Source organism: Saccharibacillus sacchari DSM 19268 (genome assembly GCF_000585395.1).
GTDB lineage: Bacteria > Bacillota > Bacilli > Paenibacillales > Paenibacillaceae > Saccharibacillus > Saccharibacillus sacchari.
The window spans coordinates 3,932,308-3,957,247 of record NZ_KK073875.1; the positions used below are offsets into that span (position 1 = coordinate 3,932,308).

The 24,940-nt window shown below is 51.1% G+C and carries 24 protein-coding genes, 1 pseudogene and 1 other annotated feature (1 of these 26 cut by a window edge); of the genes and pseudogenes, 1 reads left to right on the forward strand and 24 read right to left on the reverse strand.

Translation table 11 applies throughout. The features are described from left to right. Positions 1 to 122: a binding site (T-box leader), on the reverse strand; it reaches 143 nt to the left of the window's first position. 75 nt (positions 123 to 197) lie between these two features. From SACSAC_RS16990 to SACSAC_RS17005, 4 genes are all read right to left on the reverse strand, one after another. Continuing rightward, the gene (locus tag SACSAC_RS16990) at positions 198 to 722 is read right to left on the reverse strand and encodes a hypothetical protein (protein ID WP_037288548.1); all 525 of its coding nucleotides are present in this window, start codon (positions 720 to 722) and stop codon (positions 198 to 200) included. Continuing rightward, positions 715 to 2,496, reverse strand: coding sequence for a sensor histidine kinase (locus tag SACSAC_RS16995; RefSeq protein ID WP_051507533.1), 1,782 nt, complete (start codon positions 2,494 to 2,496; stop codon positions 715 to 717). Before SACSAC_RS16995 ends, SACSAC_RS16990 begins: the two co-directional genes overlap by 8 nt. Positions 2,497 to 2,502: 6 nt before the next feature. Beyond that, the gene (locus SACSAC_RS17000) at positions 2,503 to 3,189 is read right to left on the reverse strand and encodes a response regulator transcription factor (RefSeq protein ID WP_037288554.1); all 687 of its coding nucleotides are present in this window, start codon (positions 3,187 to 3,189) and stop codon (positions 2,503 to 2,505) included. A gap of 84 nt (positions 3,190 to 3,273) precedes the next feature. After that, positions 3,274 to 3,750, reverse strand: coding sequence for a hypothetical protein (locus SACSAC_RS17005; protein ID WP_037288558.1), 477 nt, complete (start codon positions 3,748 to 3,750; stop codon positions 3,274 to 3,276). Positions 3,751 to 3,871: 121 nt separating this feature from the next. Between SACSAC_RS17005 and SACSAC_RS17010 the strand changes: the two are divergent. Then, positions 3,872 to 4,216: pseudogene (locus tag SACSAC_RS17010) on the forward strand (dihydrofolate reductase family protein); the annotation flags it as partial. A gap of 214 nt (positions 4,217 to 4,430) precedes the next feature. Here the strand turns inward: SACSAC_RS17010 and SACSAC_RS17015 are convergent. The 20 genes from SACSAC_RS17015 to SACSAC_RS17110 all read right to left on the reverse strand — a co-directional run bounded on the left by SACSAC_RS17015 (position 4,431) and on the right by SACSAC_RS17110 (position 24,829). Continuing rightward, positions 4,431 to 4,919, reverse strand: coding sequence for a hypothetical protein (locus tag SACSAC_RS17015; RefSeq protein WP_037288560.1), 489 nt, complete (start codon positions 4,917 to 4,919; stop codon positions 4,431 to 4,433). A gap of 1 nt (position 4,920) precedes the next feature. Further along, a complete protein-coding gene (locus SACSAC_RS17020) occupies positions 4,921 to 5,241 on the reverse strand; it encodes a hypothetical protein (protein WP_037288562.1) in 321 nt (106 codons plus the stop codon). A gap of 20 nt (positions 5,242 to 5,261) precedes the next feature. Continuing rightward, positions 5,262 to 6,068 carry a uroporphyrinogen-III synthase gene (locus SACSAC_RS17025; protein WP_037288564.1) on the reverse strand — a complete coding sequence of 269 codons (807 nt, stop codon included), beginning with the start codon at positions 6,066 to 6,068 and terminating at the stop codon, positions 5,262 to 5,264. Continuing rightward, complete coding sequence (locus SACSAC_RS17030; protein WP_037288566.1) at positions 6,061 to 6,426, reverse strand: nitrite reductase (NAD(P)H) small subunit; 366 nt, start codon at positions 6,424 to 6,426, stop codon at positions 6,061 to 6,063. The genes SACSAC_RS17025 and SACSAC_RS17030 overlap by 8 nt, the downstream gene beginning before the upstream one ends. Before the next feature lie 11 nt (positions 6,427 to 6,437). Beyond that, the gene (nirB, locus tag SACSAC_RS17035) at positions 6,438 to 8,885 is read right to left on the reverse strand and encodes a nitrite reductase large subunit NirB (protein ID WP_037288568.1); all 2,448 of its coding nucleotides are present in this window, start codon (positions 8,883 to 8,885) and stop codon (positions 6,438 to 6,440) included. A gap of 261 nt (positions 8,886 to 9,146) precedes the next feature. Continuing rightward, the gene (locus SACSAC_RS17040) at positions 9,147 to 10,046 is read right to left on the reverse strand and encodes a 3-hydroxyacyl-CoA dehydrogenase (protein ID WP_037288570.1); all 900 of its coding nucleotides are present in this window, start codon (positions 10,044 to 10,046) and stop codon (positions 9,147 to 9,149) included. A 105-nt stretch (positions 10,047 to 10,151) separates the two neighbouring features. Further along, positions 10,152 to 11,648 (reverse strand): DUF1963 domain-containing protein, encoded by a 1,497-nt coding sequence (locus SACSAC_RS27255; RefSeq protein ID WP_051507204.1) that lies wholly within the window; start codon positions 11,646 to 11,648, stop codon positions 10,152 to 10,154. Between the two features lie 60 nt (positions 11,649 to 11,708). Beyond that, a complete protein-coding gene (locus tag SACSAC_RS17050) occupies positions 11,709 to 12,677 on the reverse strand; it encodes a phosphotransferase family protein (RefSeq protein WP_037288573.1) in 969 nt (322 codons plus the stop codon). Next, positions 12,674 to 13,642 carry a hypothetical protein gene (locus SACSAC_RS17055; RefSeq protein WP_037288576.1) on the reverse strand — a complete coding sequence of 323 codons (969 nt, stop codon included), beginning with the start codon at positions 13,640 to 13,642 and terminating at the stop codon, positions 12,674 to 12,676. Before SACSAC_RS17055 ends, SACSAC_RS17050 begins: the two co-directional genes overlap by 4 nt. 201 nt (positions 13,643 to 13,843) lie before the next feature. Beyond that, positions 13,844 to 15,256 (reverse strand): extracellular solute-binding protein, encoded by a 1,413-nt coding sequence (locus SACSAC_RS17060; RefSeq protein ID WP_037288579.1) that lies wholly within the window; start codon positions 15,254 to 15,256, stop codon positions 13,844 to 13,846. Between the two features lie 59 nt (positions 15,257 to 15,315). Continuing rightward, positions 15,316 to 16,167 (reverse strand): carbohydrate ABC transporter permease, encoded by an 852-nt coding sequence (locus SACSAC_RS17065; protein ID WP_037288582.1) that lies wholly within the window; start codon positions 16,165 to 16,167, stop codon positions 15,316 to 15,318. Positions 16,168 to 16,185: 18 nt separating this feature from the next. Next, positions 16,186 to 17,094, reverse strand: coding sequence for a carbohydrate ABC transporter permease (locus tag SACSAC_RS17070; RefSeq protein WP_037288584.1), 909 nt, complete (start codon positions 17,092 to 17,094; stop codon positions 16,186 to 16,188). Positions 17,095 to 17,167: 73 nt separating this feature from the next. Further along, positions 17,168 to 18,190: a LacI family DNA-binding transcriptional regulator gene (locus tag SACSAC_RS17075; RefSeq protein ID WP_037288587.1), complete on the reverse strand. Its 1,023-nt coding sequence runs from the start codon at positions 18,188 to 18,190 to the stop codon at positions 17,168 to 17,170. Between the two features lie 536 nt (positions 18,191 to 18,726). After that, positions 18,727 to 19,371: an HAD-IA family hydrolase gene (locus SACSAC_RS17080; RefSeq protein WP_037288590.1), complete on the reverse strand. Its 645-nt coding sequence runs from the start codon at positions 19,369 to 19,371 to the stop codon at positions 18,727 to 18,729. Between the two features lie 296 nt (positions 19,372 to 19,667). Further along, the gene (locus SACSAC_RS17085; protein WP_037288592.1) at positions 19,668 to 20,339 is read right to left on the reverse strand and encodes a pyridoxine/pyridoxamine 5'-phosphate oxidase; all 672 of its coding nucleotides are present in this window, start codon (positions 20,337 to 20,339) and stop codon (positions 19,668 to 19,670) included. Positions 20,340 to 20,343: 4 nt separating this feature from the next. Continuing rightward, positions 20,344 to 21,213 carry an aldo/keto reductase gene (locus tag SACSAC_RS17090; protein ID WP_037288595.1) on the reverse strand — a complete coding sequence of 290 codons (870 nt, stop codon included), beginning with the start codon at positions 21,211 to 21,213 and terminating at the stop codon, positions 20,344 to 20,346. A gap of 93 nt (positions 21,214 to 21,306) precedes the next feature. Further along, on the reverse strand, positions 21,307 to 22,224 hold the full coding sequence (locus SACSAC_RS17095) for a Cof-type HAD-IIB family hydrolase (RefSeq protein ID WP_051507206.1): 918 nt from the start codon (positions 22,222 to 22,224) through the stop codon (positions 21,307 to 21,309). 86 nt (positions 22,225 to 22,310) lie between these two features. Continuing rightward, positions 22,311 to 23,507 carry an epoxide hydrolase family protein gene (locus tag SACSAC_RS17100; RefSeq protein WP_211251344.1) on the reverse strand — a complete coding sequence of 399 codons (1,197 nt, stop codon included), beginning with the start codon at positions 23,505 to 23,507 and terminating at the stop codon, positions 22,311 to 22,313. A gap of 89 nt (positions 23,508 to 23,596) precedes the next feature. Beyond that, positions 23,597 to 24,394: a hypothetical protein gene (locus tag SACSAC_RS17105; protein ID WP_037288597.1), complete on the reverse strand. Its 798-nt coding sequence runs from the start codon at positions 24,392 to 24,394 to the stop codon at positions 23,597 to 23,599. A 21-nt stretch (positions 24,395 to 24,415) separates the two neighbouring features. Next, positions 24,416 to 24,829: a DUF3592 domain-containing protein gene (locus SACSAC_RS17110; protein ID WP_037288600.1), complete on the reverse strand. Its 414-nt coding sequence runs from the start codon at positions 24,827 to 24,829 to the stop codon at positions 24,416 to 24,418. Positions 24,830 to 24,940: the final 111 nt, after the last annotated feature.

The window sequence follows — 24,940 nt, forward strand, 5'->3', positions numbered from 1 at the left end:
CGGGGTTCAGACCGAAGCGAATGGACCCATTCACCGAACGTCGTCATGCCGGACCTTGCACCGATCGCCGGCTCGCTGAGATGACTCTTGTTTGGGCTACTCTTTCCATTCTTAGCTTTTGTTATGGGTAGTTGTTGTAGGCAAGTGTACGCGATCCATCGGGAAAAAGCAACTTTCCATCGTTTAAGAGGGTTTGTTTATTGAAGCGTGATCTCTTTTGACCAGGTTGCTTCTTGTCCGGCATCATTGGAGAACACGAATGAAATCTCACCTTGTTCTCCTTTTTGCTCATTGGGATACAGGAAGCCGGAAAATTGTCCGTCGCCGCTGATGTAAAAGCCGTCTCCGCCGCTTGCTCCGTTTTCCCGTGCTTGCTCGTATGTCGTGATTACAGGGTCTCCCTCACCGTGCCATTGCATTTCGCGCAGCGCATAACCTTGCGGTATCTTTTTAAACGAGAAGGTCAAGCCTCCGCTCTCGATCGGCATCTCCGTCTGATCGAGCACGACCAGAATTTGCGAATCCTCATCCTCTGCTCCTTGATCGGCAGCCGCATCGGCTTCGTCAGCAGGTTCCGTATTCTGAGACGCCTCGTTCGATGGATTCGTAACGGCAGTTCCTTCCGAAACGTTCTCTGCCGGAGCCGCATTTTGCCCGCAGGCGCTTAACATAAGCATTCCGGCAACCAAGGCGATGCTCGCTAACCGGGGGTGTCTATTCATGCTCTTCCCTCTCCTCTTCTACGGCTGAAGCTTCGCGCAATGTAAAACGAAAAGCAACGCCTTTCTCTGTATTCGCCGCATCATAATCGCTTCCATGCAGCTCCAAAATATGCTTGACGATGGCGAGTCCCAACCCTGTCCCGCCGGAACGACGATCCCGGGAACGTTCCGCCCGATAAAATTGTTCCCAAATCCGCTCCAGGTCTTCCTTCGGAATCGGTTCTCCGTCATTTTCGATCATGATCTCTGCAACTTCAGAATCCAAGCGCCGCAACGAAATTCGGATCTCCCCCGCTTCGCGCGCATGCCGAACCGCATTGCTGAGCAGGTTGATCAGCACCTGATCGATTCGGCGCGGGTCGGCAATGACCTGAAGCTGAGCTTCGCCGATTAGATGCACCTTCAGACGTCGGCTCTCGATCTGTTCGGTCAACGAATCAAGCAGCGAACGCACATGAACGGCCATATCCATTTTCTCCGGCTTGAGCTTAATTGCTTTAGCTTCGAAACGGGAAAGCTGGAGCATGTCCATGATCAGGGCGTTCATGCGATCCGTCTCTCCGACGATCAGTTGCAGATAACGTTCGCGTTTGTCCGCGGCCACGTCGTCTTGCAACCCTTCCGCAAAGCCTTTCACGATCCCCAGCGGCGTCTTCAACTCATGCGAGATATTGGCGATCAATTCTTTGCGCAGTTCCTCGGCACGCACTTTTTCCTCGACTTCATGTTCCAGCGCGGTATTGGTTTCGGACAGCTTGCGCAGTGCCGCGTCGAGATTATGTCCCAATGTATCCAGATTGCGAGATAATTCGCCGAACTCGTCATGCGAACGAATCGCCCTGCCTTCATCCGGCGTAAAATCAAGCGCGGCCATACGCGACGAGGTCAGGCTGAGACGAATCAATGGACGAGACACCATCCGAGAGTAGACAAACGATAACAACAGCAAAACGACCACGATCATAGGCGCCAGATACACGAAGTAGCGTTGGAGCATTCCAACGGCCTCGCCCAAAGGTTGAAGAGATGCCAAAGCAAACGCGTAACCCTCCGGCTTCCCTTGCTCATCTAAAATCGGAACTAAAATACGTAAATAAGGAATCCCGCTCCAATCATCGTTCCATTCGCTGGTCAGCGTTTCGCCGGAACTTACGCGCTTTTCCACATCTGAAGAGTCGGCATTGCGCCAATCCGTCAACGCTTCGTCGATTCTCGTATTCGCGTAAAAAGGATTAAACTCTTGGTTCTCCGGCAGCACCAATTCGGTAATAGTCCCTTTTGCACGAGCAAATCCGCTTTCAGGCCGAGGCTCCTCGCTTTGCAGCGTAACGGGTTGCATCAACGTATCCCGCTCATCCATGTAGATTCCGTCCGCCACCAGCTCCTCGCCTACCCGAAGGCCGGAAGGGACGTCCGAAGCGGTCATCCCTTCCGAGGATAATAGAAGCGTGATCGGTTTGTTATCAGAGGTTTGCAAAGAAATGAAATAAGGATCAAGACTTCGGCGTTCGAAACCGGTATTCAAGATTGCGAGCGAAGCTTTGTTTTCATTCGTGAATTGCCCAAGAATGCGCGCCGTCGCAACAGGGTCATTACCCGCTTCCGCATACTGTACGCTAAAATCGCGCATACTTTTTTCCAAATCGTCCGTCTTCACTGTCTGATAAAAGCGTTCGAAAAACAAGCTTTGCGCAATCAGAATCAAAGCGAAGATACTCAGCGTAACCAGCGACGTCACTCCGAACAGTTTCAAAACAATACTAATCTTCTTCATCTTCATTCAACTCTCGTTTCCGAACTCGAACTTGTATCCCGTCCCGATCACCGTGCGGATCAACCGCCCTTCGTCACCCAACTTGGCTCGAAGCTTTTTGATATGCGTATCCACTGCCCGGGTATCGCCGTAATAATCCATTCCCCAGACCGCATTCAGAATTTCGTCGCGTTCAAGCACTTTTCCCATATTTCGCGTAAGGAGAATCAGTAGATCATACTCCTTCGGAGACAGCGTGATCCCTTCTCCTGCGACTTCCACGGCATGCGCTTGGCGGTCAATCGTCAGTGTTCCATAAACCAACCGATCATCCTCGCGCCCAAGAGTGCCTTCTGCCCGCTTGAGTAACGCAGTCGCGCGAGCCACAAGCACTTTCGGGCTAAAAGGCTTGGTTACGTACTCGTCGGCCCCCAGCTCAAAGCCCATGATCTGATCATCATCGTCGGCCCGCGCCGTAATGATAATGATCGGAACGCCGGACTTTTTGCGCACGCGCCGGCAGACCGACCAACCGTCGATCTCCGGCATCATAATATCGAGCACGATCAGATCCACTTCGTGCTCTTCGAATAACTCCAGGGCTTCACGGCCGTTATCCGCTTCGAGCACATGCCAATTTTCTTTTTTAAAATAATCGGTCATAAACTCGCGCATCAGCACGTCGTCTTCCACCAACATAATCGTTCTCTTCATTAGATATGCACTCCGATTCTCCGGGTTTTCCGCCTCTTTCATGCTACCCGGAGACGGACAGACTGTCAAAATGCTCAGAGGCGGTTACTTATTCACGGCATAAACGGCAATCTTGCCATCGAACTGACTGATCCACAATTGTCCGTTGCCTACCATAACCCCTTGCCAATTGGCGAACAAGTCTTCTTCGATCGCATATCCCAATGTTCGTTTTACTTCAGGGGTCATAATCGAATCATACTTGGCAATAAAACGAGCCGGGGTCCGGAACTTATACGTCTTGCCATTCGTGTTCACGTTCAACGGATAACTGATCATCGAAGCCACAGCCTTTTTATCGTTTTTGGCCACCGCCTGCTGAAGCTTGACGAAGAAGGTATGGAACGCCGCAGGATCATCAATACCGGCTACTTCGTAAGGATTGCTTTTTTGCGTCGATTGAGCGGCAGTCTTGGCACTTGTTTCCGCTGCTGAAGCCGTATCGGCTGGCGTCCAGGAAGTACCGATAATCGCTGTGCCTGCAAGTGTCGCGCTCAAAAGAAGTTTGGTTGTTTTATTCATAGTAGAATGCCTCCTGTTTGTTTGGGATGCTTTAAGTATAAAAAAGCCATGTGTAGTCCGCGTGTACATGGTGTGGAATTTCGAGTACATTGAGGATGATTAACATGTAGTTCGATGTGGCGCGGAATGGATCGAGAACGTCGAAAAAATCGTATGTTCTACAACATTGGAAAGTGTCGAATGGAACAACTCCAGATTGGTCAAAGAAAACATCAAAGAAGAAATCGAAACCCTCAAGCAACAATCCGGCGGAGACCTGGTGATTCTGGGCAGCCCGAGACTCGCTCAGCATCTGATGCAACTTGGGTTAGTAGATGTATACAAAATTACAGTCTCTCCCGTGTTGGTCGGAAATGGGCTGCGTTTGTTCGAAGGACTTGACAAGATGGTGAATCTTAAACTCGTCGAAAACAAAACGTTCGATTCCGGAGCGATTGGTTTGGTGTATTATACTATAGTTTCATAATTATTGTTATGTAAACATATACGGTGACGGTTTTTTTCTCTATTGTCGAGAGTAGATTTTTCATAAAAACATGAAGGGAATAATTAGAAAAACAATCGTTTTAACCCTTCGATTAAGGTTACCAAGGAGCTTTCTTTAGTAGAATTAATCGATTTAAAAGGAAACAGCGTATAATTTATATTATACGCTGTTTTTTTGGGCTTGTTAAACGCATTTATAAGACAGACTTCAGTAATTGTATCCCGTTTCGAAATACGACCTGCAGCACTTTTAGATCGACGTCTGTCCAAGTGGGTGTAAAGTATTCTCCGTCTTTCCTCAAAGCCGAAGGGTTTGTCCCATAGAAAATCCTCTCATAAATCGGAGTCATTTCTTTCCGATCTCCATAAAACGGAAGTTCTAATGAATATGCCGCATCGCCAATCATGTTCCAAAAGGTTAAAAAGCGATAGCAATCCAATGTTCGGGTGTCTTCGATTTGATCCAATTCGCGGCGGAGTAGGTCAATATCCAAAAAGATAGCCTCTAAATCTGCCGGCTGCTTGTTCTTTTCTTCGCAACAAGCAACGGCTTCTTGTTCGGAACGGAAAGTTCGAAGTTTAGAACTTTGGGTCAAAAATCCGTCTTTTTCATCCGTATACCAGATACATCTATATTCCAGACCGTTAAACTGAAATACGATAGGATAGTGTTCGCGCGACATATCATTCCGCCTTTTCAAAGGTCGGATTTCTCCAGCAAACTCCGACAAAAAATACGGCCAGCCCTATGAGCAATAGATATAAATCCAAAGCAGGCATAAGAAAACTAAAACCGCTCTTATAACTCACAGCTATGCTGAAAGCAATCAGAATGGCGCCCAGAGACATGATCCTGCCGCTGTTCAGATTTTTGCGATATACGGTAAAAGCAGCAATCAGCCCGATCAAGATGATAGACAGCATAAGAATTACGATGATTTTAAAGCCCGGTTCCTGCGTGATATGAAATAACGAATAGAACGAATCTCTATCTTCCTGCCCCATCTTCCCGCCTCCTCTTATTTTTATTCGAAGAAGCGTCCGATCTCCACGATCATGCTGCCCATTCGTTCGACTTGAGGAACCAGCATACGTTCAATTCCTCTGCTGCGCAGCGCATCCGCCGTAACTTTGCCGACGGCAGCGGCCAAAACATGATTTTCGAATACTTCTTTCAACTCGGCTTCGCACCCGGTTTCCTGCGCATAATCGAACAAATAGTTCACTTGAACTTGAGTCGTGAAACAAACGGCATCCACCTGCTTCTGCAGCAGTTCTTCGGTCAACGTCTGCAACGTTTCCTGTTCCGGCGCATGATACCGGTAAGGCAGCACCGCTTGCGTTTTCATGCCCGGTTGACTTTCGATGAATTCATGAATTTGCGCCGTCAATTCGCCATGCAGCTGCATCCAGACGCGGCAACCGTCAAAATCGAACAATCGCAGTTTGTCGATCATGTTGGCAATGGTACCGTCATCGGCGCTTACCGCGGGGTGAACCCCCGATTTTTTCAACAGGGCATTGGTTCGATAACCGCGGCAGGCTACTTTGGCATTTTTGAGTTTCTCCACAAACTGTTCCGTGATCCCCAACCGTTCCGCCGCCGTATAAATCGCCTCGTAACCGATACCCGTCGTAAAGATTACCCAATCGATATCCTTCTCCATAAATTGCCGCACATCCTGTTCGATCTCCGACGGATTCGCGGGAATCAAGCCTTGCAAGGGGCGTACCAACGCGGTACCGCCCCGGCGTTCGATGACTTCCGCCATATCTTCCGGGATTTTGGATCCGGCAATTACGATTTTTTTCCCTTCCAATCCTTTAGCCATTGCGTTTTTCCCCTCCGTCCTTCGGAATTCCGATATGCACGTCATTCCCTTCGAGTTGTACCGGATAGGTTCGAACTTGTCCCGTATCCGGTTCCATAACCTGCCCGTCCGTCAGTCGGATGCGCCAATCGCAGATCGGATCGTAGAGAATCGTTCCGGAAACGATGCCCTCAACCAACGTGCCTCCTTTAGGACCGGGGCTTTTGTTTTCAAGAGCAAACCATTCGCTGTCCGATGTTTTGAATACTGCAACATCCCGCTGCTCGATCGCGACTTTTCTGCCGATCCGCTCGATAAAATCGTCGACTGTACCGATCCGGTAATACGCATAATCCTTATCCGGCGAATTTGATGACATAAAGCACCCTCCTATTCTTTGTTTTTGACGGCCGAAACGCGAAGGTCGTCAAACATCTTCTCGCGCAAATTCGAGTTCTCCAGAATCTCGTTCCACGGTTCCTGCACACGGCTGAGCGCCTGCTCGATTCGTTCGACCAACGCCCGACGGTTATCTATATCGTTGATTATCCGATCGGCAATCGATTGCAGGCCGACCCGCTCCACCCAATCCGACGTCCGTTCGAGGTATTTGCCGGTTTCCCGGTAATGTTGGATGAATGCCGCAACGATCTCCACTAATTCTTCATCCGTTCTTACCTTGACTAACAGTTCGGCCAGTCTGGCTTTGATTCCGCCGTTGCCGCCCACGTAGATTTCCCAGGCCCCTTCGTTGCCGACGATCCCGATATCTTTGGTAGCCGACTCGGCGCAGTTGCGCGGACAACCGTTGACCGCCATTTTGAATTTCGCGGGCATATCCAGCCGTTCGAACTTTTTCTCGAGCAGAATGCCCATGCCCATCGAATCTTTGGTGCCGAACCGGCAGAACTGGGAGCCTACGCAGGTTTTTACCGTTCGCAGCGCTTTCGCATAGGCATAACCGGACGGCATGTCGAGGTCTTTCCAGATATTCGGCAAATCTTCTTTTTTGATCCCGAGCAGATCGAGACGCTGGCCGCCTGTCACTTTGACCATTTTGACATTGTATTTAACCGCGACATCCGCGATCAGGCGCAGGTCTTCAGGCGTGGTTACGCCGCCGTACATCCGCGGCACGACGCCGAAAGTACCGTCTTTCTGAATATTGGCATGCATTCGTTCGTTCACGAGACGCGAATCCCGCTCGTCCACATGTTCCTCCGGCCAGATCATCCCCAGATAATAGTTCAGGGCCGGACGACATTTGGAACAGCCTTCTTTATTACTCCACTCCAAGGCATAGCGCACTTCTTTCGAAGTGATCAGCCCCTTTTGCTTGATCTCGCTCACTACTTCGTCCCGACTGAGCGTCGTACAGGCGCAGATCGCTTCTTTTTTGGCAGCCGCCGAGTCATATTGATCGCCGAGCACATGTTGAAGAATCTGTTCGACAACGGGACGGCAGCCGCCGCAGGAACGGCAAGCGCTGGTTGTCGCTTTGATTTCCTCTACCGTGGTAAGTCCGTTTTCGGAGATGGCATCCACGATTTTTTTTTTGCTTACGCCGTTGCAGCCGCATACGATCTCTTCGTCGGCCAATTCGGCCACCGTATTTGCGGTCTCCGGTGCTCCCTGTCCGACAATCGCCGTATGGATCGCTTCGGTCATTACCGTGCCTGTCCGAATCCATTGCTGCAGACGGGACATTTCGCGGCCGTCTCCGATCAGGATCCCGCCTACGATGCGACCGTTTCGCATCAGCACTTTTTTGTAAATACGCCGCCAATCGTCATGCATCCGCACGATCGACAAGTCTTCGGCATCCATGAACTCGCCGGCCGAAAAGACGTCGACCCCGGAAATTTTGAGCTGAGTGGACACGGTCGAGCCTTCGTACGGGTCGGTTTCAACGCCGCAAAGATGTTTGGCCAATACGGCCCCTTGTTCGAACAACGGCGCAACCAGACCGTACGATACGCCGCGGTGTTCGTTACACTCCCCGATCGCGTATACGTCCGGCACCGAAGTCCGCATATAATCATCGACGAGGATCCCCCGGTTGACTTCGATGCCGCTCGCTTTGGCAAGCTCGATATTCGGCTTGATTCCTGCGGCCATTACTACAAACTCCGCCTCGAGCTCCGTTCCGTCCGTGAATCGGATCCCGCTTACTCGGTCTTCGCCAATGAACTCGGCTGTTTGTTTGCCCGTAGCGAATTTCAGACCCTGGCTTTCGAGTTCGGTCTGCAGCATACGTGCCGCCGTAGCGTCGAGCTGACGTTCCATCAGTTCTTTGAACAAGTGAACCACTGTTACGTCCATGCCTAGTTTCGACAATCCTTTGGCTGCTTCAAGCCCCAGCAGCCCTCCTCCGATCACTGCCGCTTTTTTGTACGCATCCGCAGTGTGCAGCATTTCTTCGCAATCCGAGATATCGCGGAATCCGATAATCCCCTCTTTGTCCGCTCCCGGGACAGGCAGCATAAAAGGTCTGGAACCTGTAGCGATAATAAGTCTGTCGTAAAAAACCTTTGCTCCGTTATCCGCTTCCACCGTTTTTTCGCGGGTATCGATTGCCGTGACATGGGTTCCCGTGTGCAGGTCGATGCCGTGCTCCCGGTACCACGCGTAATCGTTCAGAATAATTTCTTCGATCGATTTGCTCTTTTCCAGCACATACGATAACTGAATACGATTATAATTCGGATAAGGCTCTCCGCCGAAAATGGTAATATGGTAACTGTTCGGCGCAAGCTTTAAGATATGTTCCACGGTGTTGATGCCGGCCATACCGTTTCCTACAATAACCAATCGCTTACGTTCCTGAATATTTTCCATAGTGGCCCTCCTTTTTGGACAACAGATTGTTAATCCGTTAGCCTTCCATTATTCACTAACCAACATGTAGAACAAAAAAACTAATTTTACAATAAAAGATGATTTGGTTTTTAAAAGTTATATTAAGTTAACATAATAAAAAATATGTAAACATAAAGCTTGCTATCCTTTTCTTGCGCATGCGCTTACACGCGTAAGCACGATGCCCGGCAATCATACAAAAAAAGCGAAGAGCCGCTGCTCTTCGCTTTTTTTGTATGATTAACCTTTCAAAAACCCTGGCTCCCGATAACTCGGATTCGGATACGTATAGAACCCTTCTCCCGTCGCTTTACCGAGCTTTCCTTTGTCGATATACTCCGTTTTCAACAGCTCGGCTACCGCTTGATAATCGGCATCTCCGGTTTGATCCGCTCTTGTTTTGGCTACGTGATAAGCGGTATTGATGCCGACGATATCCAGCATGCCGAACGGCCCGACCGGAGCGCCGGTGCCGACCATCCAAGTTTTGTCGATCGTTTCAATATCGGCGACGCCTGTCACGAGCAGCTTCTGCGCCGAACTAAGCAGCGGAACAAGCAGCGAATTGACGATATAGCCGGGCTGTTCTTTTTGTATCGGCAGAGCGACCATCCCTATTTCTTTGGCGAAATTCACGACGTCGTTGAAGACCTGCTCGTCCGTGCCCGAATGTCTCATGACTTCGCCCGTGTTGTTTTTCCAAATCTCGTTCGCGAAGTGCAAGGCCAAAAATTTGTCCGGCCGTCCGGTCGCGTCCACGAATTGGCTCGGCAGTAGCGTGGACGAATTGGTTGCGAAAATCGTATGCGCCGGAGCGACTTTCGCCAACTTTTCGTAAAACTCGATCTTGATCGGCACGGATTCCGGTACCGATTCGATCACCAGGTCGGCGTTGGCCGCAGCTGCAGCAAGATCGCTTTGGAACGTCAAACGTCCCCAAGCCGCTTCCAACTCTTCATTCGAAGTACCTAGATCCGCCGCGTATCGCGGTTTAAGCTTTTCGATTCTGTCTTTAGCCTTTTCCAACGCTTCGTCATTGATGTCATATACCGTTACCTCGAATCTGTGAAGGGCGGTTTGAAAAGCGATCTGACTGCCCAATACGCCGCTGCCTGCGATCAAAATATTCGTGTAGCTCATTTTCAAACATTCCTTTCGATTTTGATCTCATATATAAATATATTCATATCCCTTGTCTTTATCTTAATCCTTATTTAAATTTTAAGCAACTTAATTTCTAGCTATTTATGCACTTTGCATGATGCAGATGACGTGATCGAAGTTCGATTGGCGAAGATCGGCATCTCTGATCCAAAAGTAAATCCGTCCCGTATCGCCCCAATCGGAGTCAGGCGCATCGTCGGAATCGATCTGAAGCAGCAGTCTCCATTCCAAAGCCTCGCGCGCAAATTTCGCCTTCTCGTCGTCGCTGAGACCGGTATCAAAGGTGCTCCATTTCAACATTCTCGCACAATGATTTTGCATATCGCCTTGAATTTGGTCGGGATGCCCCATCAACCTATGCAAAGGCGAATGATACATTTGCGGTTCGCTTAAGTTTCCGCAGAAGGTATTCCAATAACGCTCATACTTGACGCGATCGAAGTCCCATCCGAGGCCCAATTCTTCGAGATAAGCCGATTCCGATTCGGGTACGCATAGATCCGGAACGAACGCGATTGACGCCGGAGACAAAACGACTTTGGGGTCTGCTTGCATCAGCGATTCCGGTATATCGAGACGCTTCAATTCATCGAATGCATAGGAAGGCGTATAGATCACTTTGCAAGTCGTCGGATCGCCGTCAAATGCATAATCGTCATACATGGCCGCAGAAGCGTAGAAAAAAGAAAGCAGGCCGTTCGCGGGCAGCGAAAGCGCATGGTCTTGCGGCAGTTCGGTCAGATTGATTTGCGCTATAAAAGTATAAGGGCAATCGTCCCACTCCGGCCACGATATCCCTTCAGGAAGATCGGCTCCTCCGCCTACCCGACTCGTCCCTGTAACAATATCCGCATCCTTGATCGCTTGAAGTTCCATCTTCAATGAAGGAAACAGCAGCTTGCCGATCTCCGTTCGATATTCTTCTAATCCTGCGTCTGCCAGCTTTTGCAGGATGAACTCGGGATTCAGACGCTGTTCGGGAGTCGGTTGTTCATAAACGTAAAAGCCGTCGTCCTCGATTTTGAGCAGCGATTCCGGGCGTTCTGAAGCAAATTCCAGCAGCTTGATTGCAGGTTCGCGTTCTTCGTAACGATTGCTGTGCGGCAGCACGATCGCTTTAACCAATCCAAGTCCGGAGAGATCTTGCTCGGGCGTGCTTTCCGTGCCTGCGCCTAAAAATCGGGCATGTTCGATCGTGGTTCCGAGTACGGCTGCTCCGGCGCTATGCCCGATCAGAAGATGTCCCTGATGATGCAGCTGCCGCAGTATGCGATCCGCTCCCGACTCCTTCAACTCCGCGAGGATCGCAAAAGGATCGCCGCCGTTCAGGTAAATGATCGGATAGTCTTTCAACCGCTCTGCCGGCACATGCGCCAGATCGAAAAAGTCGACTTCGAACTCCAACCCTTCCAATAATTCTCGCGTTCGAAAAGCATGATGGTTGCCGGCCGCATGTTCCGGAGCCGTTTTTGCCATAATCGCCGCTTTGCGTTCCAGATTCGTTTGCTCGACGATTTCGATCAACCGCTTTTGAGCTTCCGGAAGGTATAGGCCGCTGGAATTGAGCAAGATTTGCATAATAAACTCCTCTAGTTTTACATAATTATAATTACGTATCATTTTAATGCATTTGTATCTTTACTTTACCTGAGCAAAAGCACGTCCGGCGATATCGGCAAACTGCGCCACATCGCCGGGACTGCAATCGATCGCCCAGCGCAGCTTGTCGAACGAACGCAAAACGAACAGCTTTTTCGTCTCCTCGAGGACGGAAACCGGAAGTCCGTAACCTTTCAAAAAAGCCGAAATTTCGTCGTCGCCGGGTCTTCCTTCGATCATTTGAATCAGCATAAGCTGCATCAGGTCCACATGAGGAACCGGGCCGACTTCCGCGCTGCCCCAATCGATCAGTACGATATGCGGAGACGTGGTACCCGGCACGTCGCTTACTAAGATATTTTTCAACGACAAGTCGCCGTGGTTCAATCCGAAATGCCATTCTTGGCCCGCCAAACTTTCGAAAAGCTCGCGTGCCTGCCGGGATTGAGCCGATGTAATCACGCCTAACTCCAACAGCCGGTCTTCATCGTTCAAGCTTTCGATATTGTAGCGCAGATAACCGTTCCAGCTCCCGTCCGAGCCCGGATGCGGCGGGGAAAAGAACGTTCCGCGTTGCGGATCCGACAGGTTCTCGCCGTATCCTCTCACCGGAATGCGATGAAGACGCGCCGCGTATTGGCCGATAACGGACCATAACAAAGCAGGATCAGCCGAGTGATCGAGCCCGTTTACGCCGTTTTCAAAACTCTGAATCATATAAGGAATTTCGTCGCATCGTCCCAGTTCCAGCACTTCCGGTCCCGGAATTCCGGCAAGCCGAGCTTGTTCCATGCACCACGTTTCCTTCAAGTAAATATCGCTCGCGCGCGAATCTTCGGTGTTCATGCGGATCACGATCCGACGTCCTGACGTTTCCGCGATCCAGACTTCGTTAACGAAGCCTTTGCCGAGGATCGGAGAAACTGAGACGTCAGGAGCGGTAGCGCTTTCTTTTTTGAAAAAAGCTTCCGCGATCCGGATCGCAAGCTGTTTCGTTTGTCCGCTCATGGGCTGCTGTCTCCTTCTTTTCCGGTTTCCTTCAATTCCATGTTCAAGACGTCCAGCAGCGAGTAAAAAAAGATCATGGAACGCAGCGGAGTCGCGGAATCCTTATGCCTGTCCAGGAATTCGTCTTTGAACAGAAACGCTTTTCTATGCCAGTTCCGATCGTACATTCCGCCGAACAGGCCGAAAAAGGCATTGGACAGCATAGATGCGAAAATAACGAGGCGCAAGTCTCGGCTTTGCCGGCTTCGCGCTCCTTTAACCACCGCATATTCGCTTGCCCATAGTTCTGCCAAGGACATCATCGTCATCTCCGGCGCGCCAGGCCTTACTTCAAAATACTGCCCCCTCTTGCTTTCGGCGATCTCTTTCAACTCCGCAATCGTCAAAAGATGTCGATTGCCTTGGCTTAAATCTCTGCGCATTTTATCTCGAATGGCCGGTAACGAAAAATGGGGAGGATCATACCAATCTTCGGTCATCCCCCAAAATTCCGTATCGATCTCTTGCCGAGCCGAGCGGGGATCGACTTCGACTTCGCTTCCTTCGTTCGTCTCCGCTTCCCGTCGCTGCTGTTCCGTCAACTCGATCTCTTTGTACACGAAAGTTTTTTTCTTGGACGGATTCATCCGCTCGACGTAATCATCCCACATTTCCGCTTCGTCTAACACGGTCAAGCGCTTGAAATGCGGCTTGACCGCATACAGCAGCTCGACGATCCGTCCGTGAATCTCATCCGGCGCGAAAGCGGTCTTGGTAAAACCGTCCATGCGCAGTTTGCCGTCAAATACAAAACCCAGGCTTTCCGATTCCGGATGCGGATCTGCCCAAACCCCAATTTTGCGAGCCTCATCTATCTCTTCGTAAGGCCAGCCCTGCTCCGCGCAAAAGACTTTCACCTTCTCGATCAGCGCTTCACGGTCTTCGATCGACTTTAAAGTTCCTTTATAAAAAATCGTCACGCCCATCCGTTCGATCCTCCTCTGAATCCTGTATCAGTATTCGGCTGCCGCTTTGCCAATTGTCCGATCCCTCTTCCAATAATACCCGATTCTCAGCCGTCTTTTCTTACAAACGCATTCTACACTCTGTTTATCACGCGAAAAAAAGCGAAGAGCCGCAGCTCTCCGCTTTGCTTGACTAATCGGCTTATCCTATAAATCGTTCCGCTACTTTTGGCTGCCGATCCATTCCGTCGCTTCTTTTTGTGCCTGATCCAGAGCCTCTTGCGAAGAAGCCGAATCCAGCAGCACTTTCTCTACGTTTTCGGACAAAATATAGCGGGGCTGCCCGGAACGATACGGATAGCGAGGTGCCCACAACCGGCCCATCGCTTCAAGAACAACGCTCATTTGCGGGATTTCTTTGACGCTGGCCCATTCCGTGGAAGATTTCACGACCGGCGTGCTTTCGATTCTGTAGTTGTCCCACATAAACTGCTGATAGAAGTCGCTTGAACTGAATTTCAACCATTCCCAAGCCAGATCTTTCTGCGTGCTGGACTTGCCGATCGCAAACGGACTGCCTGCAAACATTCCGCCCATCTTCTTTTCCGGATTGATGAACAGCAGCGCCGCATCAAAACGATCCTGCGTGCCGTTGGTCCGAATGTCCGTTACGAACCCCGGAGCCGAACGCAGATTGATCGCCACATCGTTGTCCGCCGTCAAGAACTTTTCCGCCCCTTGTCCAGCCATAACGCCTTCGGGTGCATATTCTTTTGCCTTTTTCAACAGATCCAGCGACTCGGCCATGGTTGGCGTATTAAATTCCAGCTCCATGTCTTTCCAAAGGAACCCCGTGCCCCATTTGCCGCCTTTGGATTCGTTAATGTTCATGACGGTATCTGCGGCATCCGATTTGTTAAAGGTCAGACCGTAGTTCTGTTCCCCGGTTTTCGGGTTGGTTCCTGTCATCTGCTCGGCTTTTTCCAAAATTTCTTCGATGGTCGGCTCTTTGGACAGATAAGACACGCCCCAATCGTCAAAGAGCTGCTTATCGTAAGTAATGACGCGGGTATCCCCGATGAACGGCAATCCGTAGATTTGAAGATCCGCATCCTCGGGCCCCATCGCTTTCCAGCCGTCGACTTGACCGTCAAAATACTGATTCAGGTCGAAGCTGTCCCGGTCAATGTAAGACTGGAGCGGCTCCAACAAGCCTTGTTCCGCAAAAGTCGCGATTCCCGGAAGCTGGTACACGTCCGCCGCGTTGGACTGCAGCATCGTTTGCGTCTTTTCATTGTAGCTGTCCCAGCCCATCAGAACAAAATTAACTTCCGTGCCCGGATACATCTTTTCGAATTCTTCTTTTAACACATACACGCCTTTGGTTTTTGCGCCCGTCTTCGGATCGGTCTTGTCTTGTTCCACGAAACCGCCGATCAATTGAACGTTCAGTTTACCGGATAGACCTGTCGTCTCGGCCGGTGCGGCGGATGCCGTAGCTTCTCCCGACGCATTTGCAGGTTGGCTTGCGCTTGTTGCGCTCGATGATGAATTGCCGCCGCTGCAAGCACTCAACAGCGTACTGATCAGCAGCAGACTTGTTAATCCCCAGGCACTCTTTTTCGGTTGCATCATTAGAACCTCCTATGTATGGTTGATGACGGATCACGGGATCAAGACGATACTTCGGCCGGTCACTCTCCTTTCAGCCCGCTCAGCGCGATGCTTTGGATGATATATTTTTGCATAATCAGGAAAACGACCATAACCGGAATAATGCTGACCGCAGCCGTGGCCATCGTTACGCCCATCAACGGAGTGCCGCTTTCCTGGGAAAACTGGGACAAGAACAGAGGAACGGTTTTCAAATCCTGACTGTTAATAACGACGAGCGGCCAGACGAACGAATTCCAGCTGCCTTGAAAAGAAAGAATAGCCAGCGTCGCGGTGATCGGTCCTGCCAGGGGGAAGAAAATGTGGAAGAAAATCTTGAACTCGCCTGCTCCATCGATCTTCGCCGACTCCCGTAACCCCTCCGGCAGCTGGTCGAAAAACTGCTTGCATAGCAAGATGCCCATGGCATTAATGAGGCTTGGCAGAATAATCGGATACCGGGTATCGATCAAATGCAAATCGTTGAACATGATAAACATCGGGATCAGCGTCGTCTCAAAAGGAATCATCATCGTGGCAAGTACCAGAACAAAGAGTATCTTTTTCCCTTTAAAACGCCCCCGCGAGAAAGCATAACCGCCCAAGAGGGCCGACGAGACACTAAGCAGCACGCTAAAGAAGGCGTTTACGGCGGAGTTCCAATATGCTTTGAGCATCAGGCCGTTTTCAAACACAAGCGAGTAATTAAACCAGCTAAAATCATACGGAATCAGTCTCGGCGGAAAAGGCGCATTCACGTTGGCCGTTCGTTCAAAGCCCACGCTGATCATCCAGAGAAAAGGCGTGATCATGATCATGCCAAGCGCCAAAAGCAAAAGACCGACGACAGCGTCCTCCCATTTTCTTCGCATGCTTGAGCCCATGCTTCTCATCTGCAATCTCCTCCTGCTCTATATCTTCATTCTGAAAAATTTGATATTGATAAAAGTGAAAATCAGAATCAGAACAAGCAGCAGATAAGAGGCCGCGGAAGCGACGCCGTACTCCAATCCGCCGAAGCCGCGCTCGTAAATAAACCCGACCAACGTATACAAGGAACGCACCGGACTCCCCGTATGCCCGCCTAGCATAAAAGCTTCCGTAAAACGCTGAAGCCCGTCGATCCAACCCAGAATGACCAAGATCGTAATACTGCCGAGCATATTAGGGATGGTGATGTAGAGCCATTGCTTGAAGCGCGAGGCCCCGTCGATCGAGGCTGCTTCATAATAGTCCGGCGAGATCGCTTGCAGGTTGGCCAGGTTGATGATGATGCCGAAGCCCAGCGCATGCCAGCTCGCCAGCAGGATCACGCTCCACCTCGCAGAGGTTGGATTCGCCAGCCAGATCGTTTCCGGAATACCGAAAAGGCTTAGTGCATAGTTCAACAGGCCTTGAGGATGAAGCACCACCAGAAACACGGTAGCCGCGGCGACCATGGAGGTAATATTCGGTATGTAAAAAAGGATTTTGAAAAAGTTTTTGCCCCTGCGAAGCGATTGGATCAGGCAGGCAATGATGAATCCCGACGGAATAACGATAAGCAGTTGAAAAAAGGCGATGTAGAAGGTGTTGAATATCGCTTGGCGGAACGAACCCGAAGTCAGTACGTACTGATAATTTTCAAATCCGACATATCGCTCTTCAGCGCCTCGGGTAAAACTCAATCGAAAAGATTCCAACATCGGGTATAGCGTAAACAAGCCGATCCCAAGCAGTGTCGGCAATAAGAAAATGAACCAGACCCAGCCTTGCGAAGTCATTTTACCTAGTCGTTTCTTTTTTCCGCGTATGCTTTCTTTGATTACGATTTCGCTCATATGGATCGGACAGTTTCGTCCCTCGACCTCCTCGTTTCGAATGGATATCAATGCGCGATGCAATCTTTTGGGATTACACGTCTTTACAGCTTTCTTTTTCGATCAGATCATGCGGGATTCGGTTCACCCATCCGGATGGCGGCGACTCCGAACGGTATTTCTCCGGCTCGATTCGTTCAAATAATAAATCGAGTACCGTCTGTGTCATCTGATCAATAGGTTGGCGAATCGCGGTCAACCGGGGGCGCACAATGTTTGACATCGGGCCTCCGTCAATACTGATTACCGAGATGTCGTCCGGAACGCGAAGGCCGCGATCATGGATCCTGTTCATGGCACCGACCGCCATATCGTCGCTGACCGCAAATACGGCCGTAAACGAATGGTTCTCCCTGTTCTGAAACAGCTCTTCCATCAGCCGATATCCCGTATCCAGCTTGTAATCGCCGTAACGAATCAGTGAATGTTCAATCGCGATTCCATAGTGCTCGCATGCCGCTGCATAGCCTTGGTAGCGGTGCTGGCCTTCGCTGATATCCTGCATGTCTCCTGCCAGCATGGCGATTCGCCTGTGACCTTTGCGGATGAGATACTCCGTGGCGTCATACGCAGCTCGAACGTTATCGATCGTCACTACAGGAAGTTCAAAGCCCGTATCAGCCTGCGCAATGATCGGAATGTTGGTCCGTTTGATAAAACTTTGGATCTCTTCGTTCATTTTCCCGTGCATCAGCAGAATTCCGTCGACCCGCATTTCTTGAAACACTTGCAGGTAATCCATCACTTTTTTCGTATTTTCTTTGATGTTGGAGACCAGCAAATGGTAGCCTCTCCTCGCGCATTCTTCTTCAATCCCGCTGAGTACCGAGGCCTGATAGCTGGAAGTGATGTCTGCGATAATGACGCCGATCAGGTTTGTTTTATTGCGTTTGAGGCTTTTGGCGATCATGCTCGGCGTGTAATTCAGCTGCTCGATCGCTTGCCGTACTTTCTTTTCCAGCTTCTCGCTGACATGCGGGCTGTTGTTGAGCACGCGAGATACGCTGGTAGCCGATACGCCGGCAGCGCGAGCTACATCTTTAATTTGGGTGTCCATGGCTCGTCATCCTTTGCATTAGAGAAGCTGCTCTTCATTTGGTATCGATACCAATTTGGATCGAGTTTAGAATAACAGCGGAATATTAATTCAAGTGATTGAATTTGTGAGCGGAAAATCAAGTTTTTGCCGAAACGTAAAAAGACGAAGAGCCGCAGCTCTTCGTCTCGATTGTTCATTTAATCAGTAATTCCACAATTCTGAGCTTCGTGATGTTCATACCGTTCAGACTAGTCATCGGTTGCCTCCGTTTCTTCTGACGCTCTCTTATGTATCAGTTAAATCTATGAATGTTAGGAGTGTTCATAGATAAAATCAATTTTATGTTCAGATGAAATAAATATCACGAATTATATAAACATAATAAATATTATGTAAACTTAGTATTTGGAATATATAATATAGATTCATGGTCCGATCTGCTTCGTTTCCATCCTCACGGATCTTGCCGTCGATTAATGTAAGACAAATAAAGCCGCAGGCATTGTGCCTGCGGCTTTATATTAATTAAGATAACGCTTACATCCTATTTTTCTTTAAATCGCTCCCGTATTGAAACCCTCAATCGCCGCCGACACTTCGCCGGGACACAAAGCCGTAAAATCGGGAGAAAAACGCTTCATCAGCTCGAACGAATCGTAACCCCATCCTGCCGCGATGATCTTGATTCCCGAACGCTGTCCGGCCTGAATATCGCGTAGCTCGTCGCCGATATACAAGGCTTCATGCGGATTGAGTTTATTGTCGCGCAGGAACGAATGGATCGCGCGATGCTTGCCGAACAAGCTGAAGCACGAGCGAACCTGCACGAATTGGCTGATCTCGTTATGACGCAGGAAGGAACGGATATTGCTTTCCAGGTTGGACGAGATGATGCTCAGTTGATACCCTTGAGCGTTCAAGTCCCGAATCAGATCGCCGACGCCGTCTTTGATTTCCAGCGTTTTGATCTGACGGCGGTATTCGGAAAACAATTGGAATCCGAGGAACGGCAGACGGTACAGCGGAATGCCGAGCGCCTTGGAGCGTTCGCGTATGGACCGTCCGGCGAAAGGCTCCGATTCGTCGTCGCTGATCGCGCGATATCCGTGTTTGGCCGCCAAGCTGTTATACAGTTCAACGATAAGCGGGCGGGAGTTGACAATCGTTCCGTCGAAATCGAAAATTACGTGCCGTATCATGGTCCATACCTCCTCTTGTAATAAAAGCTTGTATCTTTTATATAACCGCTTTCAGCTTAACCTTGACCTTTAATTTCCTGAATAATGGAAAATGAATTCGCGTATATATTCTATTATAACGGATTTTCGGATCAAAAAATAAAGATTTATTTTAATTTCGTGCAATTCAAGCGAAAAAAATAAAAAAGCGAAAAATAAATCCGCCCGCAGGCCGTTTGAAGGCTACGGGCGGATCGTATAACAAAGAGGGGGCTTCGCCGGATTATAACCTTAAACGTCTGCCAGCGGTTGGAAAACTACGGCCATAATAAGCCGCTTTCCCAATCGCCTTGCTCGTTCAAGCGGTATTGAACGCGCGTATGCTTTCTTCCCGGATCGGCCTGCCAAAACTCGGCCTCGTCGATCTCAAGCGCATATAATCGCCAAAGCGGCGCGGCGGCTTCAGGATGATTTTCCAAAAATCCCCGCTGCTCGGTCAACTTTGCTTCCAACTCTTCTCGGCTATCCAGCGGACGGCTTTGCCGCCCGATCATGGCGACCGCCCGGGCTTCGTCCGGACGCCGGCGGAAATCGTCGGCGCCTTCTTCTTCGCCCGTTTCGGCCGCCGTTCCCCGCAGACGGATCTGGCGTCCGACCGCGGGCCAGTAGAAAGTTAGTGCGGCATACGGCTTTTCCTGAAGCTGCATGCCTTTGCGGCTCTCTATGCTCGACGCGAAATAAAACGTCTCGCCGTGCACGTCTTTGAGAATCAACGTACGGGCATCCGGACGGCCTTGGCCGTCCACCGTAGACAGCGTGACCGCATGCGGCTCCGTCACCTGCCGCCGCAGCGCGTCTTCGAACCATTGAAGAAACAATTCTCCCGGTTTTTCCGGAAGATGTTCCGTACGGAACGTATCGAACGATCCGGTCAGCGACTTCAACCCGCGGAATAACGGATTTCGGTTGTCTTTCTTCGTATCGCTCATACGATCAGGCCAACTTGTTCAGCGTTTCGAAGTCTTCGTCGCTCAACTGCAGTCCCGCCGCCGCAATGTTCTCTTCCAAATGGGACAAGGTCGACGTGCCCGGGATCGGCAAAATCACCGGCGAACGGCGCAGCAGCCAGGCCAGCGCCACTTGAGCCGGCTTCGCGTTCAATTTTTGGGCGATCTCGTCCAGCGGCCCGCCGTCTTTCGCCAATTCTCCGGTCGCGAGCGGGAACCACGGGATAAAAGCGATTCCGCCCGCTTCCGCTTCTTCCAGCACGTCTTCGGCTTTGCGGTTGGAAAGATTGTACAGGTTCTGCACCGACACGATTTCCGTAATCTCTCTGGCTTCGCGCAGCTGTTCCACGCTGACTTCGCTCAATCCGATATGCCGTATCTTCCCTTCCTTGCGCAGCAGTTCCAGCTCTCCGAGCTGTTCGGCCAAAGGAACCTTGGGATCGATGCGGTGCAGCTGGAACAAGTCGATCCGTTCGACGCCGAGATGGCGCAAGCTCATCTCCGCCTGCTGGCGCAGGTATTCGGGCCGTCCGACGGGACGCCAATCGTTGGGACCCGAACGGGTCAAGCCCGCTTTCGTCGCCACGACCACGTCGTCCGCATACGGATGCAGCGCTTTTTTGATCAACGGTTCGGCGACGACGGGACCGTACGAATCCGCCGTATCGATAAAGTTAACGCCCAGCTCGACGGAACGCTTCAGCACCCGCACCGCTTCGTCGGGATCTTTCGGATTTCCCCAAACGCCGGGACCCGTCAGCTGCATCGTGCCGTAACCGAGCCGGTTGACGGTCATGTCGCCGCCGATCGTGAACGTGCCGGAATGAGCGGCCGTAATATTGTTGTGATCTGTCATGAGTTCTCTCCTCTCGAAATACGAATCCGTAATTCTGAACAAGTACATCCTCATTCATTACCCATAGTTCAGGCCGGGTACGCGATTGACGGTCTATGCCGAAGTCTCGTCGCCGGCGCCTGTTAGCGAAGCCATCGGAAGCTCTCCGCCTTCGATCAGCCCGTACTTGACGAACCCTTGATACAGTCCGTCTTCCTCCAGCGTGCCGGTCACGTAATCCGCGACGCGCTTAAGTTCTTCCCGCGCATTTCCCATCGCGATACGGACCTTGCAGTATTCGAACATTTCCAGATCATTCAGACCGTCTCCGATCGCGATCGTGTCGGCTGCCGAGCGTCCCAGATGGCTAAGCACGTCGGCGATGGCGACCGCTTTGTGCACGCCCGGTACCACCAGCTCGCCGCTGTCTTTTCCGAACATCGGCACCGTGCATTGCAGCACTTCGAACATGCCTTCAAATTCGGCTTTGATCGTTTCGAACGGCAAAGCGCCTTCCAGGAAGCAGATCTTGTTCACGTCTTCTTTGTACAGGCTGCTTTCCCCGTAGGTCAGCGTGGTCAAAAACGGATGCGGATTGCTTTCCAACTGCCGCATCGCCGCGGAATCGTTCGCCACGTCGCCGTAAATCAAACGGATCAGATGCTCCCGGAGATGGGGACTGGCATACAGCGCCGAATTGGACTCCAGGTAAAAGTCGATCTCGTTCGCGCCGAAAAAGTCCACCAAATGACGCACGGCTTCGGGCGCGACCTGTTTGTGGTACAGCAGCTGACTGCCGTTCTCCACGTAACCTCCGCCTGCGCCGATCAGGCCGTCGAAGCCGATTTCCCAGATTTCTTCGTAAATTTCCGGCTTGGAGCGTCCCGTGCACAAATAAAGCAGATGCCCGTTCGCCCGGGCTTCGCAGCAGGCGCGTACGGCGGATTCCGGCACGCGTCCGTCGTCCGCCACCAGCGTCCCGTCGATATCGATAAACACGATTTTGGAAGAACCGTCATGAGAAGCAGTCATACTCGTAAAACCTCCCGGTTTTGAAATCGGATCGCCGTCTCGGTCAATTCCGTATTTCTACCGTACAGCCTGAAACGCGTTACACGTCAACCTTTATCCCAAGCGCTGATTTTCCGGAAAAATTCGATCACGTCCCGCGTCAAAAGTTCCGGCTGCTCCATGGCCGCGAAATGACCGCCGCGATCGAACTCGGTCCAATGCGCGATATTGTACCGCTCTTCGGCCAGAGCGCGGACCGGGGCCGACACGTCTTTCGGGAATACGGCGACGCCGATCGGAGGACCGTCGTCGGAAGAATCGGCATCCGGCAGCGGCGATTGCTCCGCGTGCATCGTTTCGTAATACAACCGGGCCGAAGAACCCGCGGTCGCCGTCAGCCAATAGATCGAAACGTTGGTCAGCAGCCGGTCCCGGTCGATCGCGTCTTCCGGCAGATTCTTTTTGTCCGTCCATTCGTAGAATTTTTCGATGATCCAAGCCAATTGTCCGGACGGCGAATCGGTCAGCGCGTACGCAAGCGTCTGCGGCCGGGTTCCTTGCTGCACGGAATAACCCGACTGCTCTTTCGCGTAATATTTCATTTTGTCCAGCTCTTCCCGGTCCTGCGGCTTGAGCTTCGCCAATTGCTTCGGATTTTCCGGCGGCGGCGTCACGAGCATGTTCACATGCGCGCCGACGACTTCTTCGGGATGCTTCAAACCGAGTTCGAGCGAGATGAAAGACCCCCAATCGCCGCCCTGCGTTCCGTAACGTTCGTAACCTAGCCGCCGCATCAGCACCGCAAACATGCCGGCAATCCGTTTATAGTCCATGCCCGGCTGCTTCGTCGGTCCCGAGAATCCGTAACCGGGAAGAGAAGGAATCACAAGGTGGAACGCTTCGGAAGCCGGTCGTCCGTAATCGCGCGGACGCGTCAGCGGACCGATCATCTCCGAAAATTCGACGATCGAGCCCGGCCAGCCGTGGATCAGCAGCAGCGGCAGCGCGTCCGGTTCCGGCGAACGGATATGCATGAAATGAATATTTTCGCCGCCGATCTCCGTCGTGAACTGCGGATATTCGTTCAACTTCGCTTCGTTTTCGCGCCAATCGTACTCCGCGCGCCAATATTCGGCCAGCTCTTGCTGGTACGAGAGCGGAACGCCGTAACTCCATCCGCCTCTCGGTTCCGGGTCCGGCCATCGGGTACGGGACAAACGCTCGTTCAGATCGTCGAGATCCGCTTGAGCAATATCGATATGGTAAGGACGCACAATCGCATTTTCGTCGGAATGATCAAACATGGCAAAAATCCTCCTTCGCAGTCTGAAAAGAATCGAAGCTCCCTAAGGGTTCGGGCATACGCTCCTTCTTACCCTCCGTTCGAGGAAGCTTACAACCATTTTCCGAAGTATTTCTCGATCGTTTCCCGCGAGTATCCGTCGTCTCCCTGCCAACCGTCCACGGCGAAAAAGTCCGTATCGCCGCGTCTGCCTTTTCTCGGGGTATCCTGCTCCGCCAATATGCCCGCATATGCCCAAATCTCCATGATCTGGTCGCGTTCGGCTTTGTTCGAAGGCAGAAGGTCTTTCCAACGCTTCTCCAATTTGCGCGCATGATCTTCCGGTTGACAGTCGTCGATGCCTTTTAACAGATTGCGCAGGATATCCACGTCTTCCCGCGTCACGTCCCCGACTTCTTCGCGGGTTAACAGGTGCAGGTCCATCCAGCAGTAGGTCAGCCAGTTATGACGAACGCCGCCCCACTTCACGCGTTCGAAATTCAAAACGTTGAGATCATGATCGACGTAACTTTTTTCCGACTGAAGCCATGCCTGATCGCACTCGGAACAGGCGCTTGTGCGGCGATGCTCGATAACGGGTGATTCGCTGTATGTATGGTTGGGAACATCCGCAGTTAAGGCAAAGCTGGACAGCGCGCTGCGCAGTTCCACCCGCCGACCGGATAGACTATGTAAAAACGCTGCTCCGACCCGTTCTGCCGTAAGCTCCTCATGCAGGTTTCGAATTCGCCGAATCAGTTCGTCATGCGTAATCGTTAGCGGATCGAACATCACGTCTTGCGCTTTTGCATATTCGAAATCATCGCCGGTGTAGCTCGCAGGCGTCTTTTTCCACCCTTGAGCCGACCAGAACGTTGTCGTCAGAATCTTTTTTGCTTTCTTATCCAAGTTCTTGTCCCTCTTTCCCTATTAAAATGACAATGCCGCGCCCAACGCCAGAAAAACGACGCCGACCACGATCGGCAGCGTCTGCTTGCGCAGCGTATCGCTATCGTTCAACATTTCGAACATCGAAGGATCTTCCGGATTATAATGCACCTTCACCTGCCCGCCGCTTGTTTGCGACCGCATGGAACTTCCGACTCTCGATACATGTTCCACGATGCCCGAAGCTGTTTTGAAGCGTACCACCGGATGGTAGTTAATCCCCGTGCTCCCTCTGTTCAAGCCTGTGTCGGGGAGCTCTTCGTAACGTAAAATCTCACCCGTCACGGTATGCTCGCTCTTTTGCAGCTTGCGACGACGAATCCCCGAATAAATACCGAATACGATAAACAATGCCCCAAGTGCCCAAAATAGCCGTTCGTTGCCCCATCCTTCCATAATAAAAGCCTCCTTATACAAGCATTTTCAGTTATTTACCGCCAAGAGCTTTCATCCAATCATCGCTTGTCCGCTTTCCTTTCGAAAAGCTTTTCGAAAAGTCTTATCAGA

What these genes read in the sequence shown, in the direction of transcription:
- SACSAC_RS16990 (WP_037288548.1), bottom strand. Translation starts at nt 722, where the DNA reads ATGAATAGACACCCCCGGTTAGCGAGCATCGCCTTGGTTGCCGGAATG.
- SACSAC_RS16995 (WP_051507533.1), bottom strand. Translation starts at nt 2,496, where the DNA reads ATGAAGAAGATTAGTATTGTTTTGAAACTGTTCGGAGTGACGTCGCTG.
- SACSAC_RS17000 (WP_037288554.1), bottom strand. Translation starts at nt 3,189, where the DNA reads ATGAAGAGAACGATTATGTTGGTGGAAGACGACGTGCTGATGCGCGAG.
- SACSAC_RS17005 (WP_037288558.1), bottom strand. Translation starts at nt 3,750, where the DNA reads ATGAATAAAACAACCAAACTTCTTTTGAGCGCGACACTTGCAGGCACA.
- SACSAC_RS17015 (WP_037288560.1), bottom strand. Translation starts at nt 4,919, where the DNA reads ATGTCGCGCGAACACTATCCTATCGTATTTCAGTTTAACGGTCTGGAA.
- SACSAC_RS17020 (WP_037288562.1), bottom strand. Translation starts at nt 5,241, where the DNA reads ATGGGGCAGGAAGATAGAGATTCGTTCTATTCGTTATTTCATATCACG.
- SACSAC_RS17025 (WP_037288564.1), bottom strand. Translation starts at nt 6,068, where the DNA reads ATGGCTAAAGGATTGGAAGGGAAAAAAATCGTAATTGCCGGATCCAAA.
- SACSAC_RS17030 (WP_037288566.1), bottom strand. Translation starts at nt 6,426, where the DNA reads ATGTCATCAAATTCGCCGGATAAGGATTATGCGTATTACCGGATCGGT.
- nirB (WP_037288568.1), bottom strand. Translation starts at nt 8,885, where the DNA reads ATGGAAAATATTCAGGAACGTAAGCGATTGGTTATTGTAGGAAACGGT.
- SACSAC_RS17040 (WP_037288570.1), bottom strand. Translation starts at nt 10,046, where the DNA reads ATGAGCTACACGAATATTTTGATCGCAGGCAGCGGCGTATTGGGCAGT.
- SACSAC_RS27255 (WP_051507204.1), bottom strand. Translation starts at nt 11,648, where the DNA reads ATGCAAATCTTGCTCAATTCCAGCGGCCTATACCTTCCGGAAGCTCAA.
- SACSAC_RS17050 (WP_037288573.1), bottom strand. Translation starts at nt 12,677, where the DNA reads ATGAGCGGACAAACGAAACAGCTTGCGATCCGGATCGCGGAAGCTTTT.
- SACSAC_RS17055 (WP_037288576.1), bottom strand. Translation starts at nt 13,642, where the DNA reads ATGGGCGTGACGATTTTTTATAAAGGAACTTTAAAGTCGATCGAAGAC.
- SACSAC_RS17060 (WP_037288579.1), bottom strand. Translation starts at nt 15,256, where the DNA reads ATGATGCAACCGAAAAAGAGTGCCTGGGGATTAACAAGTCTGCTGCTG.
- SACSAC_RS17065 (WP_037288582.1), bottom strand. Translation starts at nt 16,167, where the DNA reads ATGAGAAGCATGGGCTCAAGCATGCGAAGAAAATGGGAGGACGCTGTC.
- SACSAC_RS17070 (WP_037288584.1), bottom strand. Translation starts at nt 17,094, where the DNA reads ATGAGCGAAATCGTAATCAAAGAAAGCATACGCGGAAAAAAGAAACGA.
- SACSAC_RS17075 (WP_037288587.1), bottom strand. Translation starts at nt 18,190, where the DNA reads ATGGACACCCAAATTAAAGATGTAGCTCGCGCTGCCGGCGTATCGGCT.
- SACSAC_RS17080 (WP_037288590.1), bottom strand. Translation starts at nt 19,371, where the DNA reads ATGATACGGCACGTAATTTTCGATTTCGACGGAACGATTGTCAACTCC.
- SACSAC_RS17085 (WP_037288592.1), bottom strand. Translation starts at nt 20,339, where the DNA reads ATGAGCGATACGAAGAAAGACAACCGAAATCCGTTATTCCGCGGGTTG.
- SACSAC_RS17090 (WP_037288595.1), bottom strand. Translation starts at nt 21,213, where the DNA reads ATGACAGATCACAACAATATTACGGCCGCTCATTCCGGCACGTTCACG.
- SACSAC_RS17095 (WP_051507206.1), bottom strand. Translation starts at nt 22,224, where the DNA reads ATGACTGCTTCTCATGACGGTTCTTCCAAAATCGTGTTTATCGATATC.
- SACSAC_RS17100 (WP_211251344.1), bottom strand. Translation starts at nt 23,507, where the DNA reads ATGTTTGATCATTCCGACGAAAATGCGATTGTGCGTCCTTACCATATC.
- SACSAC_RS17110 (WP_037288600.1), bottom strand. Translation starts at nt 24,829, where the DNA reads ATGGAAGGATGGGGCAACGAACGGCTATTTTGGGCACTTGGGGCATTG.